The organism is Paenarthrobacter sp. AB444 (assembly GCF_028736865.1).
Lineage (GTDB): Bacteria > Actinomycetota > Actinomycetes > Actinomycetales > Micrococcaceae > Arthrobacter > Arthrobacter nicotinovorans_B.
On the sequence record NZ_JAQZBY010000002.1, the window covers coordinates 1 to 21582 of the forward strand.

At 64.0% G+C, this 21582-nt stretch carries 19 protein-coding genes and 1 riboswitch; of the genes, 2 read left to right on the forward strand and 17 right to left on the reverse strand.

The features are described from left to right. Window positions 1-81 precede the first annotated feature (81 nt). From PQ627_RS03325 to PQ627_RS03405, 17 genes are all read right to left on the reverse strand, one after another. The gene (locus PQ627_RS03325) at window positions 82-1317 is read right to left on the reverse strand and encodes a hypothetical protein (RefSeq protein WP_274258368.1); all 1236 of its coding nucleotides are present in this window, start codon (window positions 1315-1317) and stop codon (window positions 82-84) included. A gap of 174 nt (window positions 1318-1491) precedes the next feature. After that, on the reverse strand, window positions 1492-1752 hold the full coding sequence (locus PQ627_RS03330; RefSeq protein ID WP_144660734.1) for a GlsB/YeaQ/YmgE family stress response membrane protein: 261 nt from the start codon (window positions 1750-1752) through the stop codon (window positions 1492-1494). A gap of 73 nt (window positions 1753-1825) precedes the next feature. After that, a complete protein-coding gene (locus PQ627_RS03335) occupies window positions 1826-2698 on the reverse strand; it encodes a serine/threonine-protein kinase (RefSeq protein ID WP_274258372.1) in 873 nt (290 codons plus the stop codon). Then, window positions 2695-3096 carry a hypothetical protein gene (locus PQ627_RS03340; protein WP_274258375.1) on the reverse strand — a complete coding sequence of 134 codons (402 nt, stop codon included), beginning with the start codon at window positions 3094-3096 and terminating at the stop codon, window positions 2695-2697. The genes PQ627_RS03335 and PQ627_RS03340 overlap by 4 nt, the downstream gene beginning before the upstream one ends. 100 nt (window positions 3097-3196) lie before the next feature. Beyond that, a complete protein-coding gene (locus tag PQ627_RS03345; RefSeq protein ID WP_274258377.1) occupies window positions 3197-3697 on the reverse strand; it encodes a MarR family winged helix-turn-helix transcriptional regulator in 501 nt (166 codons plus the stop codon). A 97-nt stretch (window positions 3698-3794) separates the two neighbouring features. Continuing rightward, a complete protein-coding gene (locus PQ627_RS03350) occupies window positions 3795-4859 on the reverse strand; it encodes an FUSC family protein (RefSeq protein WP_274258379.1) in 1065 nt (354 codons plus the stop codon). A 123-nt stretch (window positions 4860-4982) separates the two neighbouring features. After that, window positions 4983-6230: an Ig-like domain-containing protein gene (locus PQ627_RS03355; RefSeq protein WP_274258381.1), complete on the reverse strand. Its 1248-nt coding sequence runs from the start codon at window positions 6228-6230 to the stop codon at window positions 4983-4985. Further along, window positions 6227-6742 carry a hypothetical protein gene (locus PQ627_RS03360; protein ID WP_274258383.1) on the reverse strand — a complete coding sequence of 172 codons (516 nt, stop codon included), beginning with the start codon at window positions 6740-6742 and terminating at the stop codon, window positions 6227-6229. Before PQ627_RS03360 ends, PQ627_RS03355 begins: the two co-directional genes overlap by 4 nt. Window position 6743: 1 nt before the next feature. Beyond that, window positions 6744-7589 (reverse strand): COG1470 family protein, encoded by an 846-nt coding sequence (locus PQ627_RS03365; protein WP_274258385.1) that lies wholly within the window; start codon window positions 7587-7589, stop codon window positions 6744-6746. A gap of 101 nt (window positions 7590-7690) precedes the next feature. After that, window positions 7691-8146 (reverse strand): hypothetical protein, encoded by a 456-nt coding sequence (locus PQ627_RS03370; protein ID WP_274258387.1) that lies wholly within the window; start codon window positions 8144-8146, stop codon window positions 7691-7693. Between the two features lie 485 nt (window positions 8147-8631). Continuing rightward, the gene (gene lipA, locus PQ627_RS03375) at window positions 8632-9639 is read right to left on the reverse strand and encodes a lipoyl synthase (RefSeq protein WP_144660716.1); all 1008 of its coding nucleotides are present in this window, start codon (window positions 9637-9639) and stop codon (window positions 8632-8634) included. Between the two features lie 17 nt (window positions 9640-9656). After that, window positions 9657-11057 (reverse strand): L-serine ammonia-lyase, encoded by a 1401-nt coding sequence (locus PQ627_RS03380; protein ID WP_274258391.1) that lies wholly within the window; start codon window positions 11055-11057, stop codon window positions 9657-9659. 335 nt (window positions 11058-11392) lie between these two features. Continuing rightward, complete coding sequence (gene glyA, locus PQ627_RS03385; protein WP_274258393.1) at window positions 11393-12712, reverse strand: serine hydroxymethyltransferase; 1320 nt, start codon at window positions 12710-12712, stop codon at window positions 11393-11395. Then, window positions 12709-13092 carry a glycine cleavage system protein GcvH gene (gcvH, locus tag PQ627_RS03390; protein WP_144660709.1) on the reverse strand — a complete coding sequence of 128 codons (384 nt, stop codon included), beginning with the start codon at window positions 13090-13092 and terminating at the stop codon, window positions 12709-12711. The genes glyA and gcvH overlap by 4 nt, the downstream gene beginning before the upstream one ends. Window positions 13093-13112: 20 nt before the next feature. After that, the gene (gcvT, locus tag PQ627_RS03395) at window positions 13113-14234 is read right to left on the reverse strand and encodes a glycine cleavage system aminomethyltransferase GcvT (RefSeq protein WP_274258396.1); all 1122 of its coding nucleotides are present in this window, start codon (window positions 14232-14234) and stop codon (window positions 13113-13115) included. A gap of 11 nt (window positions 14235-14245) precedes the next feature. After that, window positions 14246-17089 (reverse strand): aminomethyl-transferring glycine dehydrogenase, encoded by a 2844-nt coding sequence (gene gcvP, locus PQ627_RS03400; RefSeq protein WP_274258398.1) that lies wholly within the window; start codon window positions 17087-17089, stop codon window positions 14246-14248. A 149-nt stretch (window positions 17090-17238) separates the two neighbouring features. Beyond that, window positions 17239-17338: riboswitch (glycine riboswitch) on the reverse strand. Between the two features lie 85 nt (window positions 17339-17423). Then, window positions 17424-18917, reverse strand: coding sequence for a PucR family transcriptional regulator (locus tag PQ627_RS03405; protein ID WP_274258400.1), 1494 nt, complete (start codon window positions 18915-18917; stop codon window positions 17424-17426). A gap of 149 nt (window positions 18918-19066) precedes the next feature. Here PQ627_RS03405 and PQ627_RS03410 point away from each other — a divergent pair, with 149 nt between their 5' ends. Both PQ627_RS03410 and speB read left to right on the forward strand, forming a co-directional pair. After that, the gene (locus PQ627_RS03410) at window positions 19067-20449 is read left to right on the forward strand and encodes an MFS transporter (RefSeq protein ID WP_274258402.1); all 1383 of its coding nucleotides are present in this window, start codon (window positions 19067-19069) and stop codon (window positions 20447-20449) included. Next, entirely contained in the window at window positions 20446-21441 is a 996-nt protein-coding gene (speB, locus tag PQ627_RS03415; RefSeq protein WP_274258403.1) for an agmatinase, read from the forward strand. The genes PQ627_RS03410 and speB overlap by 4 nt, the downstream gene beginning before the upstream one ends. Window positions 21442-21582: the final 141 nt, after the last annotated feature.

Consider the following 21582-nt stretch of genomic DNA (forward strand, 5'->3'; position numbering starts at 1 on the left):
AGCACCAGGTGAAACACCCATTTTGAGCCCTTGAACGGCACCGGAAACGGGCCGAAATCGCGTTGTCCGCCGCATTGAATGTCAGGCATTCAGCAGCCCCAGTACTGGCAAGGCAACCGCCGTCGAGAAAGCCATTGCGGCGGTATTGCCGATCACCGGGTGGTACCCGGCCGGAAGCCGCGAGGAAATGGCCCGGGCGATCGGGGGCGCCAGGACAGCGCCCAATACGGCCCCGCCGATAATCCCCGTCCACGAACCTCCGGAGGCCAGAACGGCAGCGGGAGCCACGGACACTACGGATGCATACGTAGCGGCCCAGCCTTCGTCACGATACCAGCGCCGCCACAGGACGACGCCGACAGCTGAGGTCAGCGCCTGCGAGAACAGGATGTGGGGAAGCAGCGCCGAACCGTACGCAGGCAGTCCGGGGTTGATCACGAACGCCACAGATACCCCCAAAATCAGGCCCACAGCGGCCAGTTCATTGGCGAAGAAGTGCGTTTCCGTGAAGTCCTTGAGGACGCGGCGTGCAGCATTGACGGCGTCATTGAGGACTGATTGGTCAACGCCCGACGCCGGGTGGTTGCCTGCCGGTGCAGGCCTCGGTTTCCGTCCGACAAGCCAGGGCAGCTGCCGGGCAATCGAGAATGCGATAACGGAGCCAGTTGCCATTGCCAGGACGCTGCCGACGACCGGGGGCAAGCCCAGCGGGGCGGACAACGCGCCGATGAGGAACAACGCCAGGGGTGTCACGATGCCGGCTCCCAACACTGCCCCCGTGGCGCAGGTCCGCCACCCGGGACCATAAAGGAGGACCATGGCGGGCGCGACGCAAACGAAAGGCACGAACGTTGGCTGCCAGCCGCCGTCGAGCATCCATCCGAACGCGAGGTTGGACAGCAGCAGGCTCAGCGACGCCGACCCCAGCACCCAGGGCCACAGCCCGGTGTCATAGCTCAGGGAGCCGGCCCACCTCTTACCGGAACGGGCAAGCCGCCAAGCCAGCGCGGCGCCTGCGAGCAGGCCCAACGCTGCCATCTCCGACTTGTAGAACAGGGGTTCGGTCATGTCGCCGAGGAACCATCCCAGGCTGGACCACAGGGAGTCGTTGGCCGCAGCCGGCCCTGGCATTGGGAGGGTCCCGGATGAACGCTGCGCCAGAAGGTGGAGAGCCAAGGACAACAGGCCCACTGCTGCGGCCATGCCGAACGCCCCCAATGCCGTACCCGCTGCGCCGTAGCCAGGGATGTTTGCCGGAGCCTTAGCTGTTTCAGGGAGCTCGGCGGTGGCAGGCGTGTCGGCTGAAGAGTGCGTCATTGGGAACCCTTGGCGTGCGGAAGTGTGGTGACTTCGAGCAGCGTAGCGGAACTGTTGATGACGCCCGCAGTCGCCTTGCTATGGGGTATTTGTGACCGTAAAAAGCCCCCCCCGAAAGCAAGAAAAGGCCCTGGCTCCGCAGCGCAAACCGCGGAGCCAGGGCCTTCTGGGAAGCTAGGCCTTCTTGCGGGTCAGCAGTCCCCAGATGATGAGGACCAGCAGAGAACCGCCGATGGCGAGAAGCCACGTCGAGAGCGACCAGAACTCGTTGATGCCCACGTTGAAGAGCGCGCTGCCGATCCAACCGCCCAGGATGGCGCCGACGATGCCAAGCAGCAGCGTGGCGATCCAACCGCCCCCCTGCCGGCCGGGCTTAATGGCCTTGGCGATGGCTCCAGCAATCAAGCCCAGAATAATCCAACCGATGATGCCCATTTTTCGTTCTCTCTTTCCTAAGGAGGTCCCAGTTCGGCACAAGGACGCATGCCGCTGTTGACCTGATTGTTGGCTACCAGCTGAGTCGTCGGAACATTCCGACAACCTGGCTGGCAGACGGCCTGCCGGCAGGTTCGGGGTCGGTCATGGCATGAAGCACCATGGACCAGCGCCGCCGGACCGTGCCGGGAATTCGGGGTTCCCCGAGGGTCCTTGCAACCATGGACTCAAGGGGAGGGCCAGGAAATGCCTTCGTGCCGGTCAGGCACTCGAGGGCAACCAGGCCGAGCGAATAGATATCGCTGGCGGCCGTGGACGTTCCGCCACGGACCTCTTCCGGACTGAGGTAATGCGGGGTGCCGGAAGACGAGGAGGATGCGGAAGAAGCGCCGGCGATGGCAATTCCAAAGTCGGTCAACTGCGCGACGCCGGGTTCACCCGGATCGCTCGCGAAGTTGACCAGGATGTTGCCGGGCTTGACGTCATTGTGAACGATTCCCTTACGGTGGATGTAGGCGAGTGCCCGGGCTATCCCGCCCATCCACTCGGCTGTCTCACGCGGGGTTGCCGGCTGCTGGTGCAGGATGCTCCGCAGATCCTTTCCGGCCACCAGTTCCATCACCAGGAAGTTACGGCTCTCTCCGTACTCGTCCCCGGTAGCGCCGGAATCGAGGACCCGGACGATGTTCTTGTGCCGCAGCCGTCCGTGGATACCCACTTCCCTGTGGAAGGGGACATCGCTGACGGGATCCGGGTTCCTGAAGATCTTGATTGCCACGGCGTTGCCCGTGTGGAGGTCGAGCGCCTCTTTGACGTAGGCTTCCGAGCCGCCGCCCAAGGGATCGGTCAGTCGATACCGGCCGGCAATCACCACCTCCGGGTGCACAGCGCTTTCACTCGCGGCCCCGCGATCAGCGCGGACAGCCGCAACGTCGAGCGTTGTCATCCGAGGAGGGTTTCGATTTCGGCAGCAGGGACTCCTGCTACCTCTGCAAGGGCACGGGGGTTGACGCCGGCGTCAACGGCCTTCTTGAAGGCCAGTGCAAGGGTGTTCTGGGAGATGGCCAGCTCGTGCTGGAGGCTCTGCCTGCGAAGTGCCGCGATCCATACGGCGCTCACGGGATCCAGGGCGTCAATGTCCATCCGGAAACCGCATCCGCAGGCCCATTCCGGCCAGATGGGTTCCACGGAGACCCACTTCATGGCGTCGAAGGCGGGTCCGGCGGAGATGGCCATGTGGGAACCGCAGTGCACGGGCCCCATGGGAACTACTTGGTCCGTGAGAACTTCCACGGCGGTTTCAGCCACTGGTGCGGAGCTTGGTTCACGCAGCGAAACTGTCATCGTTCTTCCACACATTCACTAGTAAGTAGCTTGGCTATCTAGTTATATGTGTACTTATGAATAATGTCCAGTCCGGGCGCCCACTCAGGCCGGCTTCCCGTCATGCAGCAGCGATGCCGTCGATCGCCTTTCTCATACGCCGGAGGAACTCCACTACCACCGCAGCATCCTCGCCGCTCAAGGTTTCAGCGGCCTCCATCATCCGGGCATGCATTTCGCCCAACGTGCTGCGCACCTCCTGGTCCGAGCCGGGGGTGGGGCGCAAAATGAGGGCGCGCCGGTCGGTCGGATGGGGCTCCCTGACCACGTATCCCGACCTCACCAAACGATCGACAAGCGAAGTCATCGAAGCGGACGTTACGCCGAGCCGGACAGCCAGCTCCTTAGGCCCGACCTCGCGGCCGGCGCGCCGGGCTTCAAGAAGGTAGCGCAAAGCCAGCAGGTCGGTTTCACCCATTCCCATGGATGCGCGCGTCCGGCGCCTCATCTCCGCCTCTGCGGCCCGGTAGTCCCTGAGCGCATTCAGGACGTCCACAGCGCCCATCTGCTTGCGGCTCTCCAGCCCGTACCAATAGCCCTGACGTTCACTTATATCGGTCATCACCAGTCCTTTGGTAGACATGTATCTCGCTTGTCTAACCAATTAATACTAGACGATGTATTGGTTTATGGCTGGTCGAGTGACCAACGCAACTCGGTCAGGAGTCGGCGCGACGAATTCCTGCACGGCGCCAGAGGGCCGGAGCCACCACCACGGCCACACCGACGGCGGCACCAATGACGGTCTCGACAATCCGGTCGCGCAGCAACAGAGCGGGATCCACCGGAGCAGCCAGAAGCGTGGCGAACAACGCCAGCGGCGTAACGAACACCTGCGCCACGAGGTACTGGCGGGCGATGAACATTTCCGCACCAAACTGGCACACCGCAATCACCAGGACCATGGCCCACGGCGCGGGATTCAGCCACAGAATGCCGGCCAGCAGCACGAGCCCAAGCACTGTACCGGCAATTCTTTGGATGCCGCGGCTGACCCTGTGCCGGGTTGAGTGGCCCACCAGGGGAACCACCGCCGCAACCATCGCCCAATAGGTGTGACCGAAGCCGAGCCGCTCCCCCACCAGCGTGGCGATCGTTCCCGCCAAGCCGGCAGCCACCAGATAACCGCCGCCTTCCAACCAGATCGCCCGGCGCTCGGCAGGCGTATGCCGAATGGGTGGCGGACGTTTCCACGGAGTCCTGTGACTCTTGACTACGCGGGCCGACATGCCGATCGCAAGGCAAAGAACCGTGGTCCCTACAGCAACCAGGAGGGCTTCCCCAAGCGGGGGCTGGGCCGGGATCGAGGCAATGGCGGCAAAGGCGAAGATGTGAAAGAGGGAGCCGCCCGGCCGCAAGCGCCACGCAGCCACCACCACCGAACACACGCCAGCAACGACGGTCGTAGCGCCGGTCAGAAGCCATGAATACGCCGCACCTTCGATGCCCCATGCATGGGCAAAACGGGCAGTCAATGTGGCCAGGAAAATGATGAAAAGCATGAAACCGCCGGCCCGCAACTGGCTCCGGAACCGGACGCTATGGGGTTCGTTGCGCCCATAAATACCCGTAAAGGCACCAAACGAGGCAAACACCGCGAGGTCCAGACGGCCGATCAGCATCAGCGTGATCAGCGGGACGAACACACCTACTGCGCAGCGGAGGGCGGGATGGTGGTCCTTGTTTCCAGGACCCATCGTGAACATTTCCGCTACAGCCTTCAAGGGGCGGCTCGCCTTTCGTCGCAGGATCAAACGTACGACGGCGGCGCTGGCGTCCGCTCTCAAGGTTACGCCCGGGCTGCTGGGCTACTGCGGCTTGTGGGGCAGATAGTGCCCCACGTCACCTCAGAAGCTGGACGGTGTTCCCGGTACCTGACTGGTGCCGAGGAGGTTGCCCGCCAGGTCAGCCAAGCCTGCAGCTGGAGTGTAGGTCGCTGCGAACGGGTTGCGGTTGGCGTTGCTCGGAGTTCCCGTCACGGTTGATCCCAGGGTGATGGTCAGCGTCTTGTTCGTCGCATTCCACACCAGCTTGGAGTCGCCTGAGTACGTCAGGACCGTGTTGCCGTTGTTGTACGAGGCTCCAAGCGCCACGCTTCCAACCGCGGGAGCCGAACACCCGGGAGTATTGACGGTCAGCCTACTCGCCGTCGTAATGCCCACCGTGACCTGGCTGTCGCCACTGAGGGTTTGGTTACCGGTGCCGGTCCATGCGCTGCAGATGGTGCTGGCGTTCAGTACCTCAGAGAACGTGATGGTCACAGTATCGCCCTTGTCGATCTTGCCCGCTGTCCCGCCGGTGCCATTGCCAAGCTGAACGTTTGTCACAGTCGGGGGTGTCGCATCCTTGGACGACGTCGCCGTTCCGGCGACGCTGACGTTTCCGGCCGCGTCCGTGGCTTTGGCCGAGTAGTTGATGGTGCCGTCGGCAAAGGTCCTGACATCAACGGGCGAAGCCGTCCAGTTCCCTGAACCATTCACCGCCAACGTCTGCGATATCGGCTGGCCACCCGTACCTGAAACAGTAAGGGTGACCGACGAGTTCGCCTCGGCGGTGCCACTCACCGGAACCTTGTCCGCGAGGGCCGCATTGATCACGGCGACGGCGTTGATCACTGGGGCGTTGGGCGGCGTGGTGTCCGTGACAGGCGTTGTCCCGGCACTTCGGAGACTTTCGACGCCCTGCCACAGGGACAGCACAGGTGTCACCGTGTAGTACCAGGTCCCGGCCGGGACGTTGGACTCAGTGCAGGAAAGAGCAGAGATCGTACCCTGGCAGGTTCCGGTCGCAGCAACGCGCGTACCGCCGGTGGCCGAACTGTAGCGTCCGATGCTGTAGCCGGTCACTGACTTGCCTGCCGCCGTCGTACTGGCCGCCCAGTTGACCGTGACATTGGTGCCGGACACGCTGGTGGTCGGCTTGGCCCCTTGGGCCACGGAATCGGCCTTCACTGCCCCGGTGCCGCTGCTGACGGAGCCCCAGAATGCGCTGGCCGCAGGGCCGCCGAAGGAAACAAGGAGGATACCCAACGCAATGACCACGAGTCGGTTCCAACGTCCCATGGTGATGCGCGAAGGCTGACGGTCCTGGCTCACTTCCGTACCTCCAGCGTTACGGGGATGGCGAATTGGGCGCCTTGGCAGGCGGACATCGAGGTTGTGCTCATGCTGGCCGCACCCTGCAACGTCACCAGGACGGAGGTGTTCGCCGGGATGGTGATCGGCGGGTTCAGTGGCGCGGCGGGCGGCGTGAAACTTACCCCGGTAGTGGTGCAGCCGGCATGGGAAGCGTCGGCGACCGCAGCTCCATTGGCCGCGAATCCATAGATGGTGACAGCGTGGGGGTTGGGGTTCGACGTCCGGACCAGCACGTCCGCAACTCCGCCTGGGACCAGACTCGTTTGCAGGGTATCGCCCGTGACCAGCGCGTCCACCGTAACGTTCTGCATCGTGCCATTGGTAGAGGATCCGCTCCCGACGCCTGCAGCGGTCCAGTAAGCGTAGGCCGTTCCAACCCCACCAAGCACACACAGGGCAACAGTGGCTGCGGCGGTTCGTGCAAGGCGGCCTGGTGCGGCGATGCGGGGTGTCCGGACTGTGGTCTTCATGTCAGTTGCCTTGTCCCGTGCCGGAGTACGTGAGCTGGATGGTGGCGCCTTTGCAGCCATCCTGGAGTTTGGGAGTGTCGAGCATGGTGATCCGGGGCCAGCTTGGTTCCGGCACGCCGAGTGCCGAAAGCCCCCGATTGCCCGGTTCAACAGTCAACGGGTACGCGCCGGAGTACTGGGTGAGTTTGTAGTCAGCCGTGGTGCACGGAAGGTTGGCGGCTATTGCCGCTTGGGTGCGGACCACCTGGCTGATGGAGACAGAAAGATTGGTCACGGCGATGCTCTTTTTCTCCGGGTTGGAGATCTCCAGTTCGATGGACTGTGCGACACCCGGTGCGAGCAAGCCCTTCACTGTCCCCGTGACGCCGAAATTCCGCTTGACTTCCAGGACCTGCAATTGGCCGGCCGTGTTGGACACGACCGTTCCGCTGCTCGCCTTGACCGTGAAATCCGTCTTGGCGACCGGCGTCGTGGTGGCGGTGCCGACAGTCAGCGTCGTCTGGGCGGTGCTTCCGGAGGTGAGGTAAACCGACGCCGGCGCGAAACTGGCGGTGGCGCCGGCTGGCAGGCCGCTGACTGAAAACGCAACAGTCCCGACGAATCCACCCGTTGACGTGGCCGACACCGTGAATGTCGCAGCTTGTCCCTGGTCAACCGTTCGGCTCGACGGCGACAACGCCGCAGTGATCCCCGTCGGCGGTTTTGCAGCGCTTCCCTGGGCGCCTCCTTGGCCGTTGCTGGCAGCGAGAGCCGCAACCGGTGTGATGGCCACCAGCAAGGCCAGCAGCAACGCACGAAGGACTCCACCTCGGTGGAACGGTACGGTGCGCTCTGGGCGGTGGTCCATGGAAGCTCTTTTCGGACGTTGGCTTGGGTGCGGTGGAGAAGGTGCGTGGAAAAGAATGGTCCGGGGTCCGCCATCACAAGGCGGACCCCGGCGTCGAGGTTTTAGACGCTGCCGACGGTGACCGTCACGATGGCGGACTTGCAGGCATCCTGGTTGACGGTGGTGCTGTCGTTGAACTTCAGCGTTCCGGTGCCCACCTGTGTACCAGTGGTGTTTGCTGCCACGGAGCTGTTCGATGTGACGGCAGTGACCTCGAACCAGGCAGGGAGACAGCCGGCCACGTTGGTGGTCACACTGGCGTTCAAGGCTCCCACCACAGTGCCTGAGGTGGTGGAGTTGTCAGCGGTGTACGTCACCGGGACCGAGTTTCCCGGAGCGAGTCCGCCGGCGAAGTTGGCGTGGAGGGTGACGGTTCCGCCGCCGGCCGAATTGGTGGCAGCTCCGGTGCCTGAGCCTGTAGTGGTCCAGTAGGCGTAGGCGGCTCCGCCACCCACTGCTACCAGTGCGACGCCTGCGACCGCGGCGGTGATCCGGCTCTTCTTGGAAAGCTTGCGCATGATGTGACTCCTTGGTTGGTCTGGTCCGGGGAGCCGCTGTGCAACCCCCAGCATCCGTCCGTTGCTGGCGGATGAAGCGATGCACCCAATGGTTCAGGCATGGCAAGTCCGATGGCTACAAATCGGAATACCTCAATTTTTCGTTCGAACAACGTCCCTCAAATACCCACCTGCGGGATGCGAGTACTCGCTTTCTCGGGCAGGACTACTTAGTAAGGCTGCTGTCATCCCAGCCATGGCGGGTCAGGCGGTACTCGCCTTCTCGAACGGTGTCCAAGGAGTGGACGCGGCCTCAGCGAGGGACCCCGGCAGCAGTCCAGCGTTGCTGCGCCAACATTGTGCCCATCTTGAGCAAAAATTGCGCTGGTGTTCGATGGTTTCGCCACCACGTCTTAAACGACGACGGCGGTCGGTCACCTTCTCAAGGCGACCGACCGCCGTCGTAAAGAGCCAACCCACGCCGCAGAATCCCCTGCAGCGCTGGTTCAGTGGTGGGCGGCGAGGATGGTGGAGGCTTCCTGTCGGGTGGTGCCGGAGGACTCGATGTGGGCGAGGGCTTCGGGGATGTCCCAGCCCTTCTTCCGCATGGCGGTGGCCCAGAGCCGGCCGGCGCGGTAGGACGAACGCACCAGGGGCCCGGACATGACGCCGAGGAAGCCGATTTCTTCGGCTTCGTGCTGGAGGTCCACGAATTCCTGGGGCTTGACCCACCGGTCCACGGGCAGGTGCCGTTCGGACGGGCGCAGGTACTGGGTGATCGTGATCAGGTCACATCCGGCGGCGTGCAGGTCACGCAGGGCTTCGGAGATTTCCTCGCGGGTCTCGCCCATGCCCAGGATCAGGTTGGACTTGGTCACCATGCCCAGGTTCCGGCCCTGGGTGATGACATCCAGGGACCGTTCGTAGCGGAACGCCGGACGGATCCGCTTGAAAATGCGGGGCACGGTCTCGACGTTGTGGGCGAACACTTCGGGTTTGGAGTCGCAGATCGCGGCGATGTGTTCGGGTTTGCCGGAGAAGTCCGGGATCAGCAACTCCACCCCGGTGCCGGGGTTCAGTTCATGGATTTTCCGGACCGTTTCGGCGTACAGCCACACGCCCTCGTCTTCGAGGTCGTCACGGGCCACCCCGGTCACGGTCGCGTAGCGCAGCTGCATGGCCTGCACGGAGCGGGCGACCTTGGTCGGTTCGAAGCGGTCCAGCGGGGAGGGTTTGCCGGTATCGATCTGGCAGAAATCACAGCGCCGGGTGCATTCGGAACCGCCGATCAGGAACGTCGCTTCCTTGTCTTCCCAGCACTCGAAAATGTTCGGGCACCCGGCCTCCTCGCACACCGTGTGCAGGCCTTCCTTCTTCACCAGGTTCTTCAACCCGACGAACTCCGGACCCATCTGGACCTTGGCCTTGATCCACTCAGGCTTACGCTCAACAGGGGTTTGTGCGTTGCGGGCCTCAACGCGCAGCAACTTGCGGCCTTCAGGGGCGAGAGTCATGTGATGTGCTTCCTTGCCTAGCATTCGACGACGTTGACGGCGAGGCCGCCCATCGCTGTTTCCTTGTACTTATGGGACATGTCCTTGCCCGTTTCCCGCATGGTCACGATCACCTCGTCAAGGGACACCCGGTGCGTCCCATCACCCCACAACGCCATCTTCGCCGCGTTGATCGCCTTCGCCGCAGCAATCGCGTTCCGCTCAATACACGGAATCTGCACCAACCCACCGATCGGATCACACGTCAACCCCAGGTTATGTTCCACTGCGATCTCCGCCGCGTTCTCCACCTGCGCCGGAGAACCACCCATCACCTCAGCCAACCCCGCAGCAGCCATCGACGACGCCGAACCAACCTCACCCTGACACCCCACCTCAGCCCCCGAAATCGAAGCCTGCTCCTTATACAAAACCCCCACCGCACCCGCAGCGAGCAAGAACCGCACCACCACATCATCCCTATCAGCCTGGGTCGCCTGATCCATGCCCGGAGCGTAATTCAACGCATAGTACAGAACCGCCGGGATGATGCCCGCCGCACCATTGGTCGGAGCCGTCACCACCCGGCCACCGGACGCGTTCTCCTCATTGACCGCCAACGCGATCAGGTTCACCCACTCCTGCCAATACTTCGGATCGTTCCGGTCCTTGTCCTCCTTCAACAACCGCTCCAACCAATCAGGAGCACGACGACGGACCCGCAAGCCCCCGGGCAGCACACCCTCACGCTTCAGGGACGTTTCAACACAGGCCTCCATCACCGACCAAATATGCAGCAGACCCTCCCGGATCTCCTCCTCCGACCGGGACGCCCGCTCATTGATCAACATGATGTCGCTGATGCCCAAGCCTTTGGACGCGCACCGGCCCAGCAACTCCGCCGCCGTCCGGAACGGCAACGGCAACTCCGCCTTGGACTCCTCCAACTCCACCCGGGCCGTGTTCTCCTCACCCTCACGGACAATGAACCCGCCACCAACCGAGAAAAACGTCGCCTCCCTCAGCACGTTCCCCTCAGCATCAGAGACCACGAACTTCATCCCATTCGTATGCCGCGGCAACACCGTCAACGGATGCAACACCATATCCGCAACGCCGTACTCCAGCAGGACTTCACCGGCGAGATTCAGCTTGCCGGTTTCCTCGATCGACGCGAGGCGTTCCTCCACCTCATCAGGCAGGATCAACTCCGGTTCGTAGCCTTCCAGACCCAGCAGCGTGGCAGTGAACGTGCCATGACCTTTGCCCGTCGCGGCCAAGGAACCATACAGATCCACCCGCAACGACGCCACGGCAGGCAGAACGCCGGATTCACGCAGTTCCCGGGCAAACACCGCGCCGGCACGCATCGGCCCCACAGTGTGCGAGCTTGACGGGCCAATGCCCACAGAGAACAGATCGAAAACACCAACAGCCATGGCCGTGATCCCTTTCAGGGAGGAGTAAAGAACAAACAAAAAGGTGGGGGCTGGGCCAATCCCGAGCCAAGGCGGCCCAACCCCCGGAGGTCCCAGTGCGAACCTCCAACCCGGTATTGCTGTGAGGCATCCGTTCCCAGCAAATGCCCCACCCGGGTAGATCAAAGTGGGCCACCACGGTCCGCATCGCCAACGGCCTGTCGGGGCCCGCGTCCTCTGCGGCCTCGGTCGCAGTTGCACCCGCTGAGCGGATGCGATGCTCCCTTAGACGGCCGCTGCCGGACCCCGCCCCCAAATAGGCCGCTTCGAACCAGACCGTTTCGGGGTATAGGCCCTTAGCCCAGGTTTGCGACTCCCGGGTACAGCGGGTGTGCTTCGGCGAGGGTCTCGACGCGGTGACGCAGCCCGCTCAGGTCCGTGTCGGCGTCGGCGATCAATGCTTCGGCGATGATGTCCGCAACCTCGCGGAAGGCCGCTTCACCGAAGCCGCGCGTCGCAAGCGCGGGGGTGCCGATGCGCAGCCCGGAGGTGACCATGGGCGGGCGGGGGTCGAACGGGACGGCGTTGCGGTTGACGGTGATGTCGATCGCGGCGAGGCGGTCTTCGGCTTGCTGGCCGTCGAGTTCGCAGTCGCGCAGGTCCACGAGGACCAGGTGCACGTCGGTGCCGCCGGAGACCACGGAGATGCCCGCCGCTGCGACGTCGGGCTGGACCAACCGCTCGGCGAGGATCCGTGCGCCCGCCAGGACGCGCGACTGGCGCTCACGGAATTCCTCGGACGCGGCGATCTTGAACGCTACGGCCTTGCCCGCGATCACGTGCTCCAGGGGTCCGCCCTGCTGGCCCGGGAACACCGCGGAGTTAATCTTCTTGGCGATGTCGGCGTCGTTGGAGAGGATGATGCCGCCGCGCGGACCGGCGAGGGTCTTGTGCGTGGTGGACGTGGTGACGTGGGCGTGCGGGACGGGCGAGGGGTGCAGGCCCGCGGCCACGAGGCCCGCGAAGTGCGCCATGTCCACCATCAGGTACGCGCCAACTGAGTCGGCGATCCGGCGGAACTCGGCGAAGTCCAGCTGCCGCGCATAAGCGGACCAGCCGGCCACAATCAAAGCAGGCTTGTGCTGCTGCGCCAGCGCCTCCACCTCGGCCATGTCCACGGTGTGGGTGTCCTCGCGGACGCCGTACGGGACCACGTTGTACAGCTTGCCGGAGAAGTTGATCCGCATGCCGTGCGTGAGGTGGCCGCCGTGAGCCAGGTTCAGGCCCATGATGGTGTCGCCCGGCTTGATGAGCGCGTGCATCACGGAGGCGTTGGCCTGCGCACCGGAGTGCGGCTGGACGTTGGCGTAGTCGGCGCCGAACAGCGATTTGATGCGGTCGATCGCGAGCTGTTCGATCACGTCAACGTGCTCGCAGCCGCCGTAGTAGCGCTTGCCCGGGTAGCCCTCGGCGTACTTGTTGGTCAGCACCGAACCCTGGGCCTGCATTACGGCAACGGCGGTGTGGTTCTCGGAGGCGATCATCTCCAGGCCACCGCGCTGGCGGCCGAGTTCGTCGTCGATCTTTGCCGCGATCTCGGGGTCCAGGGAGGCGAGGTCGGCATCCAGCGACGCCGACGCAACCTGCTCGAACTCACTCACGGATACCGGGTTCACAGTTCGCCCCCGTTGGCTGCTGCGTATTCCTCGGCCGTCATGAGCGGGCCTTCTTCGGTGGCGGCGACTTTGAAGAGCCAGCCGGCGCCGTAGGGGTCGTTGTTGATGAGGGCGGGATCGTCGACGACGGCGTCGTTGATCTCGGTCACCTCACCGGTCACGGGCGAGTAGAGGTCGGAGACGGACTTGGTGGACTCCACCTCGCCGCAGGTCTCCCCCGCGGTCACCGTGGAACCGACCTCGGGCAGGTCCACGTAGACGATGTCGCCGAGGGCGTCGGCGGCGACGGCGGAGATGCCAATACCCACCGGTCCCCCGCCATCTGCAGCAACCCATTCATGTTCAGCCGAGTACTTCAGCTCGGCAACAACTTTGCTCATATCAATTCCTTCTCTCGTGACTACTTGGAACGCTTGTAGAAGGGCAGCGGCACAACTTCGAACGGTTCGGCCTTGCCGCGGAGGTCGACGTCCACCACAGTGCCAACCTCGGAATGCTCGACGTCGACATACGCCAACGCGACCGGGTAACCGAGCGTCGGGCTCGGCTGCCCCGAGGTCACCTCACCGATCAGCGAACCGTCCTTCAAAACCGAATAGTGGCCGCGGGCTGCACGACGGCCGGCTCCCTTGAGGCCCACCAGCTTCTGCCCGATCGTGGAGCCGACACCGGCGGCCTTGATCGCAGCCAGTGCTTCCTTGCCCACGAAGTCCCCCTCCTTGGACAACGCCACAACCGGGCCGAGTCCGGCTGCGTAGGCATTGACGTGGCGGGAAAGCTCGTTGCCGTAGAGAGGCATGCCGGCCTCGAGGCGAAGCGAGTCGCGGGCAGCCAGGCCGGCCGGGATAAGCCCGTGGCCTTCGCCGGCTTCAAGGAATGCTTCCCAGAGCGAAGGCGCGTCCGCGTTCGGGACGTAGATTTCGAATCCGTCTTCGCCCGTGTAGCCGGTGCGGGCCAGCAGCAGGTCCTGTCCGCTGATGGTCACCTCAACGGCCGCGTAGTACTTCAGTTCCGTGACCAGTGAGTGCTGCTCGGCCGGAACCAGGCGCAAGAGGATCGCTTCAGCAAGAGGGCCCTGTACTGCAATGAGGGAGGTCTCAGCGGACGCATCCTCGACAACAACGTCGAACCCGGCCGCACGCTCGGACAGGGCGGCCGCAACCACCTTGGCGTTGCCCGCGTTCGGCACCACGAGGAACTTCTCCGGGCCACGACGGTACGTGATCAGGTCGTCGATGATGCCGCCGTCGGCGTTGCAGATCAGCGAGTACTTGGCCTTGCCGTCGGCAATCGCGGACAGCTTGCCCACCAGGGCATAGTCCAGGAACGCGGCTGCTTCCGGACCGGTTACCCAGACTTCGCCCATGTGGGAGAGGTCGAACAAGCCGGCAGCCTGGCGTACCGCGTGGTGCTCAGCCAACTCGGACTCGTACTTGAGGGGCATCTGCCAGCCGCCGAAGTCCGTGAAGGACGCGCCGGCCTTTTTGTGTTGCTCGTAGAGAGCGGTGTAGTTCTCAGACATCACAGGGTCCTTTAGTTCTCAAAGTCTTCGATCGGAGGGCAGGAGCAGACAAGGTTGCGGTCGCCCGCAGCACCGTCAATCCGGCCGACCGGCGGGAAGTATTTGTCCTGCTTGAGGCTCGGCACCGGGAAGGCAGCCTGCTCGCGCGGGTAGTCGCGCTCCCAGGCGGAACTCACGACGGCGGACGCCGTGTGGGGCGCGTTGCGGAGCGGGGAGTTCTCCACGGAGAAGTCACCGGCAGCAACCTGCTCAATTTCGGCCCGGATGGTGATCATGGCCTCGATGAAGCGGTCGATCTCGGTGAGGTCCTCGGACTCCGTCGGCTCCACCATCAGGGTGCCGGCAACCGGGAAGGCCAGCGTCGGGGCGTGGAAGCCGAAGTCGATCAAACGCTTGGCAACATCCTCGGCCGTGACACCCGTACGCGCGGTCAGCTCACGGAGGTCAAGGATGCACTCGTGCGCCACGAGTCCACCTTCGCCCGTGTAGAGGACCGGGAAGTGCTCATCCAGGCGTGAAGCAACGTAGTTTGCAGCAAGCAGCGCCGACTTGGTGGCCTCGGTCAGCCCTTCACCGCCCATGAGCTTCACGTAGGCCCAGGAAATCGGGAGCACGCCGGCGGAACCGAAACGGGATGCGGAGATGGCGACGCCACCCTCCGAGGAGGAAGCGTTGTTCGCATCGCCCGGCATGAACGGAGCCAGGTGTGCCTTGGCTGCAACAGGACCAACACCGGGTCCGCCGCCGCCGTGCGGGATGCAGAAGGTCTTGTGCAGGTTCAAGTGCGAGACATCGCCGCCGAACTTGCCCGGCTGGGCCAAGCCGACCAGCGCGTTGAGGTTCGCACCATCCACGTACACCTGGCCACCGGCCTCGTGAACCGCGTCGCACACCTCGACGACGTCGGCGTCGTACACACCGTGCGTGGAGGGGTAGGTGATCATGATGGCCGAAAGCACGTCGCGGTTGGCCTCGATCTTTGCCGCCAGGTCAGCGTGGTCAATCGTGCCATCGGCAGCCGTAGCCACTACGACCACCTTCATGCCGGCCAGCACAGCCGAGGCAGCGTTGGTGCCGTGGGCCGAAGCGGGGATCAGGCAGACGTTGCGCTGCTCATCGCCGCGCGACAGGTGGTAGCCGCGGATCGCGAGGAGGCCCGCGAGCTCACCCTGCGAACCGGCGTTGGGCTGGATGGAGACCTGGTCGTAGCCCGTGATCTCGGTCAGATCGGCTTCCAAACCGGAGATCAGCTCACGCCAACCCTCAGTCTGGTGATCCGGCGCGAACGGGTGGATCGATGCGAACTCCGGCCAGGAGATCGCCTCCATTTCAGCCGTGGCGTTCAGCTTCATGGTGCACGAACCCAGCGGGATCATGGTGCGGTCCAGCGCGAGGTCCCGGTCGGACAGCTTGCGGATATAGCGCAACAGCTGCGCCTCGGAACGGTGCGTGTTGAACACCGGGTGCTGCAGGAAGTCCGAGGCACGGACCACGTCGGCGGGCAGTTCGAACCCGGCGGCGTCCCCTACCGGACCGGCACCGAAGGCGACGGCGACCGCGGAGAGGACCTCCGGCGTCGTGGTTTCATCGACGGAGACGCCGACGGTGTCCTCATCGATGTAGCGGAGGTTGATGCCGCGTGCCTCGGCGGCACCGATCACCTTCGAGGCCTTGCCCGGAACGCGGACGGTGAGGGTGTCGAAGAAGGAGTCGGCAACGAGTTCGCGGCCTGCCTTCTGCACTGCGGTAGCCAGCACACGGGCGTGGCCGTGGACGGTTTCGGCGATCGCCTTCAGCCCATCCGGGCCGTGGTACACGGCGTACATCGAGGCGACGATCGCGAGCAGGGCCTGAGCCGTGCAGATGTTGGACGTGGCCTTCTCGCGGCGGATGTGCTGCTCACGGGTCTGCAGCGCCAAGCGGTAGGCGGGAACGCCGGCGTTGTCCTTGGACACGCCAACGATGCGGCCGGGAAGCGTGCGCTCCATGCCGTTCCGGACGGCCATGTAAGCGGCATGCGGGCCGCCGAAGAACAGCGGCACACCGAAGCGCTGCGCGGTCCCGACGGCGATGTCCGCACCTTGTTCGCCCGGGGGCGTGATGAGGGTGAGCGCCAGCAGATCGGCCGCGACGGTGACCAGTGCACCGCGTTCCTTCGCCGCAGCGATCACGGGAGCGTGGTTGAAGACCCGGCCCGAAACGCCAGGCTGCTGCAGAACGACGCCGTTGATGTCGCCGTCGGGCAATCCAGCGGAGAGATCCGCAACCAAAACCTCGAAACCGAGTGCCTCGGCGCGGCCCTTCACGATGGCGATGGTCTGCGGGAGGAGGTCAGCGTCCAGGACGGTCTTGCCGTCCTTCACAGCTTTGTTCGCCCGGCGCATCAGCAACACGGCCTCGGCGACGGCGGTGGCTTCATCCAGCAGCGAAGCGTTGGCGATCGGGAGCCCCGTGAGGTCCTGCACCATGGTCTGGAAGTTCAGCAGGGCTTCGAGGCGGCCCTGGGAAATCTCGGGCTGGTACGGGGTGTAGGCCGTGTACCAGGCCGGGGATTCGAGGATGTTGCGGCGGATCACCGGAGGCGTGACGGTGTCGTAGTAGCCCTGGCCGATCATTTGCACGGCAGTCTTGTTCTTGGCGGCGAGCTTGCGGAGCTCGGCCAGGACCTGGGTCTCGCTCAACGCCTTTTGCAAGGTCAGGGGCGAGGACTGGCGGATGGAATCGGGGACGGCAACGTCCACCAGGCCATCGACCGAGTCGTAGCCGATCGCCTTGAGCATGGTGTCAATGTCGGCCTGGCGACGGGCGCCGATATGCCGGTCCGCGAAAGCGGTTGGGGAGGATTGAACAGTCAAGAGGAACTCCAGGATTCAGGCGCCCAGGGGACGCCACGATGAATAGGGGTTCCTCCCCGCTCTGTATTGGACCTGAGAGATTCCGTGGGCTTGGTTGCCCACTTGCACCGTCGGTGAGCCCGGTTGCCCGGACTGCTTTCCAGAGTTGCCTCGCCGCGGCGGTACATGGGCCTGAGAGATTCCTGGGGAGGATTTGCTCCTACGGCGCCTGACTGGATGTACCCGGCAGGACTCTCCCGCCGCAGATCAAAAGCGTGTGCGTCACGTCAGTGACACGCTTCACACCATAGCGGGTGGCTGCGAAAAAGTGCAAGGCGGTTGTTTCCAACACGGCTCAACCATGCATCGCCTCGTGGATCTGCAAGGCCAGCCAGAGCTGCGCCAAGGTGGACGTTTCACCCATGTCCAGCCCCGTCAGTTCGCCAATTTTCCGGATCCTGTAGATGATGGTTTGCCGGTGCGTGAACAGCGCGGACGCTGTCTTTTGCCAGCTCCGCTGTGAGTCCAAATAGGTCCTCAACGTGACCATCAGGTCCCCGTCCTGGCGCTGCTCGTACTCAAAAACCGGGCCCAGGAGCCGCTGCACCAAAGCGGTGCCTTCTTCGAAGCCGGTCAGCCCGAGCCAGCTGGGACCCTCGGCGTAGCGGGCCAGTCCCAGCTTGTTGGCACGCGCCGAACCCAGCGCCCACAACGATTCTTGAAGGGCCTGTTGGAGTCCCGCGACGGAGGCCGCTGAGCTGACGCCGATGACGCTTTCAGACCCGGCGCAGTGGACCAGGAGATCATCCGCGACGTCCGCAGCGACCACAACATGAAGCCGGTCGTTCCGCCGCAAGGAGGCCGCCGGAACGCCATGCCGCCAGAGCTCGACGTGCACGTTGGCCAGCCTGCCGCCGTCGTCCGCCGACATCGAGGCGACCACGAACTCCTGGGGAGGCACCTCGAAAGCCGTCAACCGCCGCTCGATCTCTCCCGTGCCGAGCCGCCCATCGAGGGCCTGCAGCAGGAACTCGCCGGCCAGCCGGTGCCGCCCTTCGAGCGAGAGGACGATGCGCGCCAGCTGCAGTCCCAGCACGGTTGCGGCGTGCAAAAGTACGACGGCGTCAGGGTGCGGTTCGCTGCCGGGCAGCACTACGAGGAGCGCATTCGCGTGGGTGGGAATGTCCATGGTGAGCACGTGCCGGCCGCGAATCTTGTGCCACTGGAAGTTCTTGCCCGCCACGGTCACGCGGCCCGGTTGCGGCGACCATTCCTCCACAAGGAACGCCGGCAGGGGATGGCCCTCCGGGTGCCACGGATGCAGGCAGCGGCGGTCCACCACGAACAGCTCCGAATCCAGTTCGGTAGCGAGCCGAAGGACCAGGCTTTGCCAGTGATCCTCGGACGCGCCGGCGGTGCGCAGGAGGTCGTAGACGCGGGCTGTCTGGCGGAGACGGCGGGATTCTTCGAGCAGCGACGACTCGGCCACGGACCTGGCGATCGCGATGAACGGGAGCGGGTAGGGGATGTTGATGAGGGGCAGGGCCAGCCGCTCACAAGCAGCCAGGAACTCAACTGTCAGCGGAGGCGCGTGCATTTTCTCGCCGATCGCCAACGCACTGGCACCGGCGTCCACCAGGGCCTCAGCAAGCTCCACCTGTCCGTCCGAATCCGCTGGAATGGAGAGGCCGTTGGTCATCATAAGTTCCCCGCCGGTGACCCACTCCCACAAACGCGGCAGGTCAGAGGTGTGGGCCCAGGTAATGCGGTTGCCAGTGCCCGCAGATCCGGCGAGGAGCGTCAGTCCGAGTTGCGGTTCAGCCACGAGTTCGGCGACGGTGATGGCCATTTCTGCGTCCTGTCTTGATCTTAGACATTTGTCTACGTGACTTCGTCAGATGTAAACAATGAATGAATATACCCGGTGACCTGTATCACCAAAACTGGAACTACTTACTTCACCGCTCAAAGACGAGCATTCACGAGAGAGGGTTGGCAATGAGCGCAACCAGCAACCTCATTGATGACGCCCCACTAACCCGGTTCCACAAGAAATTGACGTTCTTCGCGTCCGGCGGTCCGTTCATCGACGGCTACGCGCTGTCCATCATTGGCATCGCACTCATCACCATGGCCCCCGGACTGGAGATGACCCCCGCTGAAATTGGCCTGGTGGGTGCGGCAAGCCTGGTGGGCATCTTTTTCGGCGGTGCCATCTTTGGTTGGCTGACCGACAGGATCGGCCGCCACAAGATGTACATCGCGGACCTCATCGCGCTTGCGGTGTTTTCCGTCCTGAACGGCTTTGCCACCGACATGTGGCAAGTGGTCTTGTGCAGGCTCTTCCTGGGCATGGCCATCGGCGCCGACTACCCCATCGCTACCTCGCTCCTGGCCGAGTTCCTTCCCAAAAAACATCGCGGACGCCTGCTCGGTGCCACGTTCGTGGTGTGGGCCATAGGTGCCGCGGCGGCTTACGCCGTCGGCTACTTGTTGCGCGATGCGGGACCGGAGGCCTGGCGCTTCATGGTTGCCAGCCCGGCTGTCTTCGCCATCATCACGCTGCTCTGCCGGCTCGGCACGCCTGAGTCTCCACGGTGGTTGCTATCACGAGGGCGCCGCGATGAGGCCGATGCCGTCCTCAAGAAGGTTTACGGCCCTCAGTATGGACTGGCTGACATCTCTTCCGACAGCGAGGGACCCTTGAAGCAAGGCAGCTTCCTGGATATTTTCCGAGGTCAGTTCTGGAAGCGGACCCTGTTCGTCTCCATCTTTTGGACAGCACAGGTCATTCCGTTGTTTGCCGTCTACACTTTCGCCCCGGACCTGCTGACCTCGTTTGGCATGCATGGCGACGCCAACCTCTACGGTGGCTCATTCCTGATCTCCATGCTGTTTGTTGTCGGCGGCATTCCCGGACTCTGGCTTGTGGAGAAGATCGGGCGCCGAAAGCTGCTTTTGTGGACGTTCGGGATCATTGTTGTTGCCTTAGCCATTCCGGCTTTCATCCCCAATGTGGAAGCCGCACCGCTCTTTATTGCCCTGGCCGTCTTTGCCCTGGCGTCCGGAGCATCGAGTTTCCTTGAAGTCGTCTACCCCAACGAGCTCTTCCCCACGGAAGTCCGCGCCACGGCCGTCGGCTTCGGCACCGCCATCAGCAGGGTGGGATCGGCGGCAAGCACTTACCTGATGCCATTGGCGATCGTGTCGTTTGGCGCGGCCGGATCGCTTCTCATCGGCGCGGTCATTTCGCTGATCGGGCTCATCGCCACCTTCCTCCTGGCTCCCGAAACGGCAAACAAGTCCCTTTCGGAGCTCACCACCGAACACCAGACCAGCACGTCCAATGACAGCAAGATCAACGAAGGATCCCTCTCATGACCACGCACCAGCCCATCGGCCCCGTCGACGCAACCAAAGTTCCCCGTTACGCCGGCCTCGGCACCTTCGCCCGACTCCCCCAGATCGACCGTGTTCCGGACTACGACATTGCCATTGTGGGCGTGCCGTTCGACGGCGGAACCTCCTTCCGGCCGGGCGCGCGTTTTGGTCCTGCCGCTGTCCGCGAGGCATCACGGCTCCTGCGCCCGGGCTACCACCCGGAGCTCGACGTCGAGCCGGTGTACGAAGCCCAGGTTGTTGACGCCGGCGACATCGCCTGCACTCCCTACGACATCACCCGCGCCGTCCGCGAAATCGAGGAGCAGGCGCTGCCCCTCATCAGCGAATCGAAGCGCCTGGTCTCCATCGGCGGCGACCACACCATTGCACTCCCCATGTTGCGGGCGCTGAACAAAGTCCACGGGCCGGTTGCGCTCCTGCACTTCGACGCCCACCTGGACACGTGGGACACGTACTTCGACCAGCCGATCACGCACGGCACCATCTTCCGCCGCGCCTTCGAGGAGGGCCTTCTTGTTGAGGACAAGTCGATGCACGTTGGCATCCGCGGACCGGTCTATGACCGCAACGACTTCCTCCGGGACCACGAGTTCGGCTTCCAGATCATCCGTTGCTCGGACCTGGACGTGATCGGCGTGCCGGCCGCCATTGAGCGGGTCAAGGAGCGGCTGGGCGACACCCCTGTCTACGTCTCGATCGACATCGATGTCCTCGATCCTTCCTATGCACCCGGCACTGGAACTCCGGAGATGGGCGGCCTGCATTCACGCGAGCTTCTCGCCCTGCTCCGCGGCCTGGATGGTATCAACATCGTGGGAGCGGACGTAGTAGAGGTCGCCCCTGCCTACGATCACGCCGACATCACCAGCGTGGCCGCCGCCACCGTTGTTTTCGACCTGCTGGCACTCATGGTCAACCGCGGGAAGACGGCGGCGCCGGTCAGTCTCGATCTTGAGGCCGCTGCGCTCTGACGCTCCGGCGCAGAAGCGCGAACAACCTTCCCAAAAACCGCGACGTCGGCACCCACCCGGGTGCCGACGTCGTTGGCTCGCCTCAGCGGCCAAATTCGAACCCGTGGCGAGGGTCCCGAAAAAACGGGTGGGATGTGAGCG

Excerpts from the sequence above, each read along its gene's own strand:
- gcvH (WP_144660709.1), bottom strand. The coding sequence starts at position 13,092 with ATGAGCAAAGTTGTTGCCGAGCTGAAGTACTCGGCTGAACATGAATGG.
- PQ627_RS03335 (WP_274258372.1), bottom strand. The coding sequence starts at position 2,698 with ATGACAACGCTCGACGTTGCGGCTGTCCGCGCTGATCGCGGGGCCGCG.
- PQ627_RS03345 (WP_274258377.1), bottom strand. The coding sequence starts at position 3,697 with ATGACCGATATAAGTGAACGTCAGGGCTATTGGTACGGGCTGGAGAGC.
- speB (WP_274258403.1), top strand. The coding sequence starts at position 20,446 with ATGACCACGCACCAGCCCATCGGCCCCGTCGACGCAACCAAAGTTCCC.
- PQ627_RS03380 (WP_274258391.1), bottom strand. The coding sequence starts at position 11,057 with ATGGCTGTTGGTGTTTTCGATCTGTTCTCTGTGGGCATTGGCCCGTCA.
- PQ627_RS03330 (WP_144660734.1), bottom strand. The coding sequence starts at position 1,752 with ATGGGCATCATCGGTTGGATTATTCTGGGCTTGATTGCTGGAGCCATC.
- PQ627_RS03410 (WP_274258402.1), top strand. The coding sequence starts at position 19,067 with ATGAGCGCAACCAGCAACCTCATTGATGACGCCCCACTAACCCGGTTC.
- PQ627_RS03370 (WP_274258387.1), bottom strand. The coding sequence starts at position 8,146 with ATGCGCAAGCTTTCCAAGAAGAGCCGGATCACCGCCGCGGTCGCAGGC.
- gcvT (WP_274258396.1), bottom strand. The coding sequence starts at position 14,234 with ATGTCTGAGAACTACACCGCTCTCTACGAGCAACACAAAAAGGCCGGC.
- lipA (WP_144660716.1), bottom strand. The coding sequence starts at position 9,639 with ATGACTCTCGCCCCTGAAGGCCGCAAGTTGCTGCGCGTTGAGGCCCGC.
- PQ627_RS03340 (WP_274258375.1), bottom strand. The coding sequence starts at position 3,096 with ATGACAGTTTCGCTGCGTGAACCAAGCTCCGCACCAGTGGCTGAAACC.
- PQ627_RS03360 (WP_274258383.1), bottom strand. The coding sequence starts at position 6,742 with ATGAAGACCACAGTCCGGACACCCCGCATCGCCGCACCAGGCCGCCTT.
- PQ627_RS03405 (WP_274258400.1), bottom strand. The coding sequence starts at position 18,917 with ATGGCCATCACCGTCGCCGAACTCGTGGCTGAACCGCAACTCGGACTG.
- PQ627_RS03325 (WP_274258368.1), bottom strand. The coding sequence starts at position 1,317 with ATGACGCACTCTTCAGCCGACACGCCTGCCACCGCCGAGCTCCCTGAA.
- PQ627_RS03365 (WP_274258385.1), bottom strand. The coding sequence starts at position 7,589 with ATGGACCACCGCCCAGAGCGCACCGTACCGTTCCACCGAGGTGGAGTC.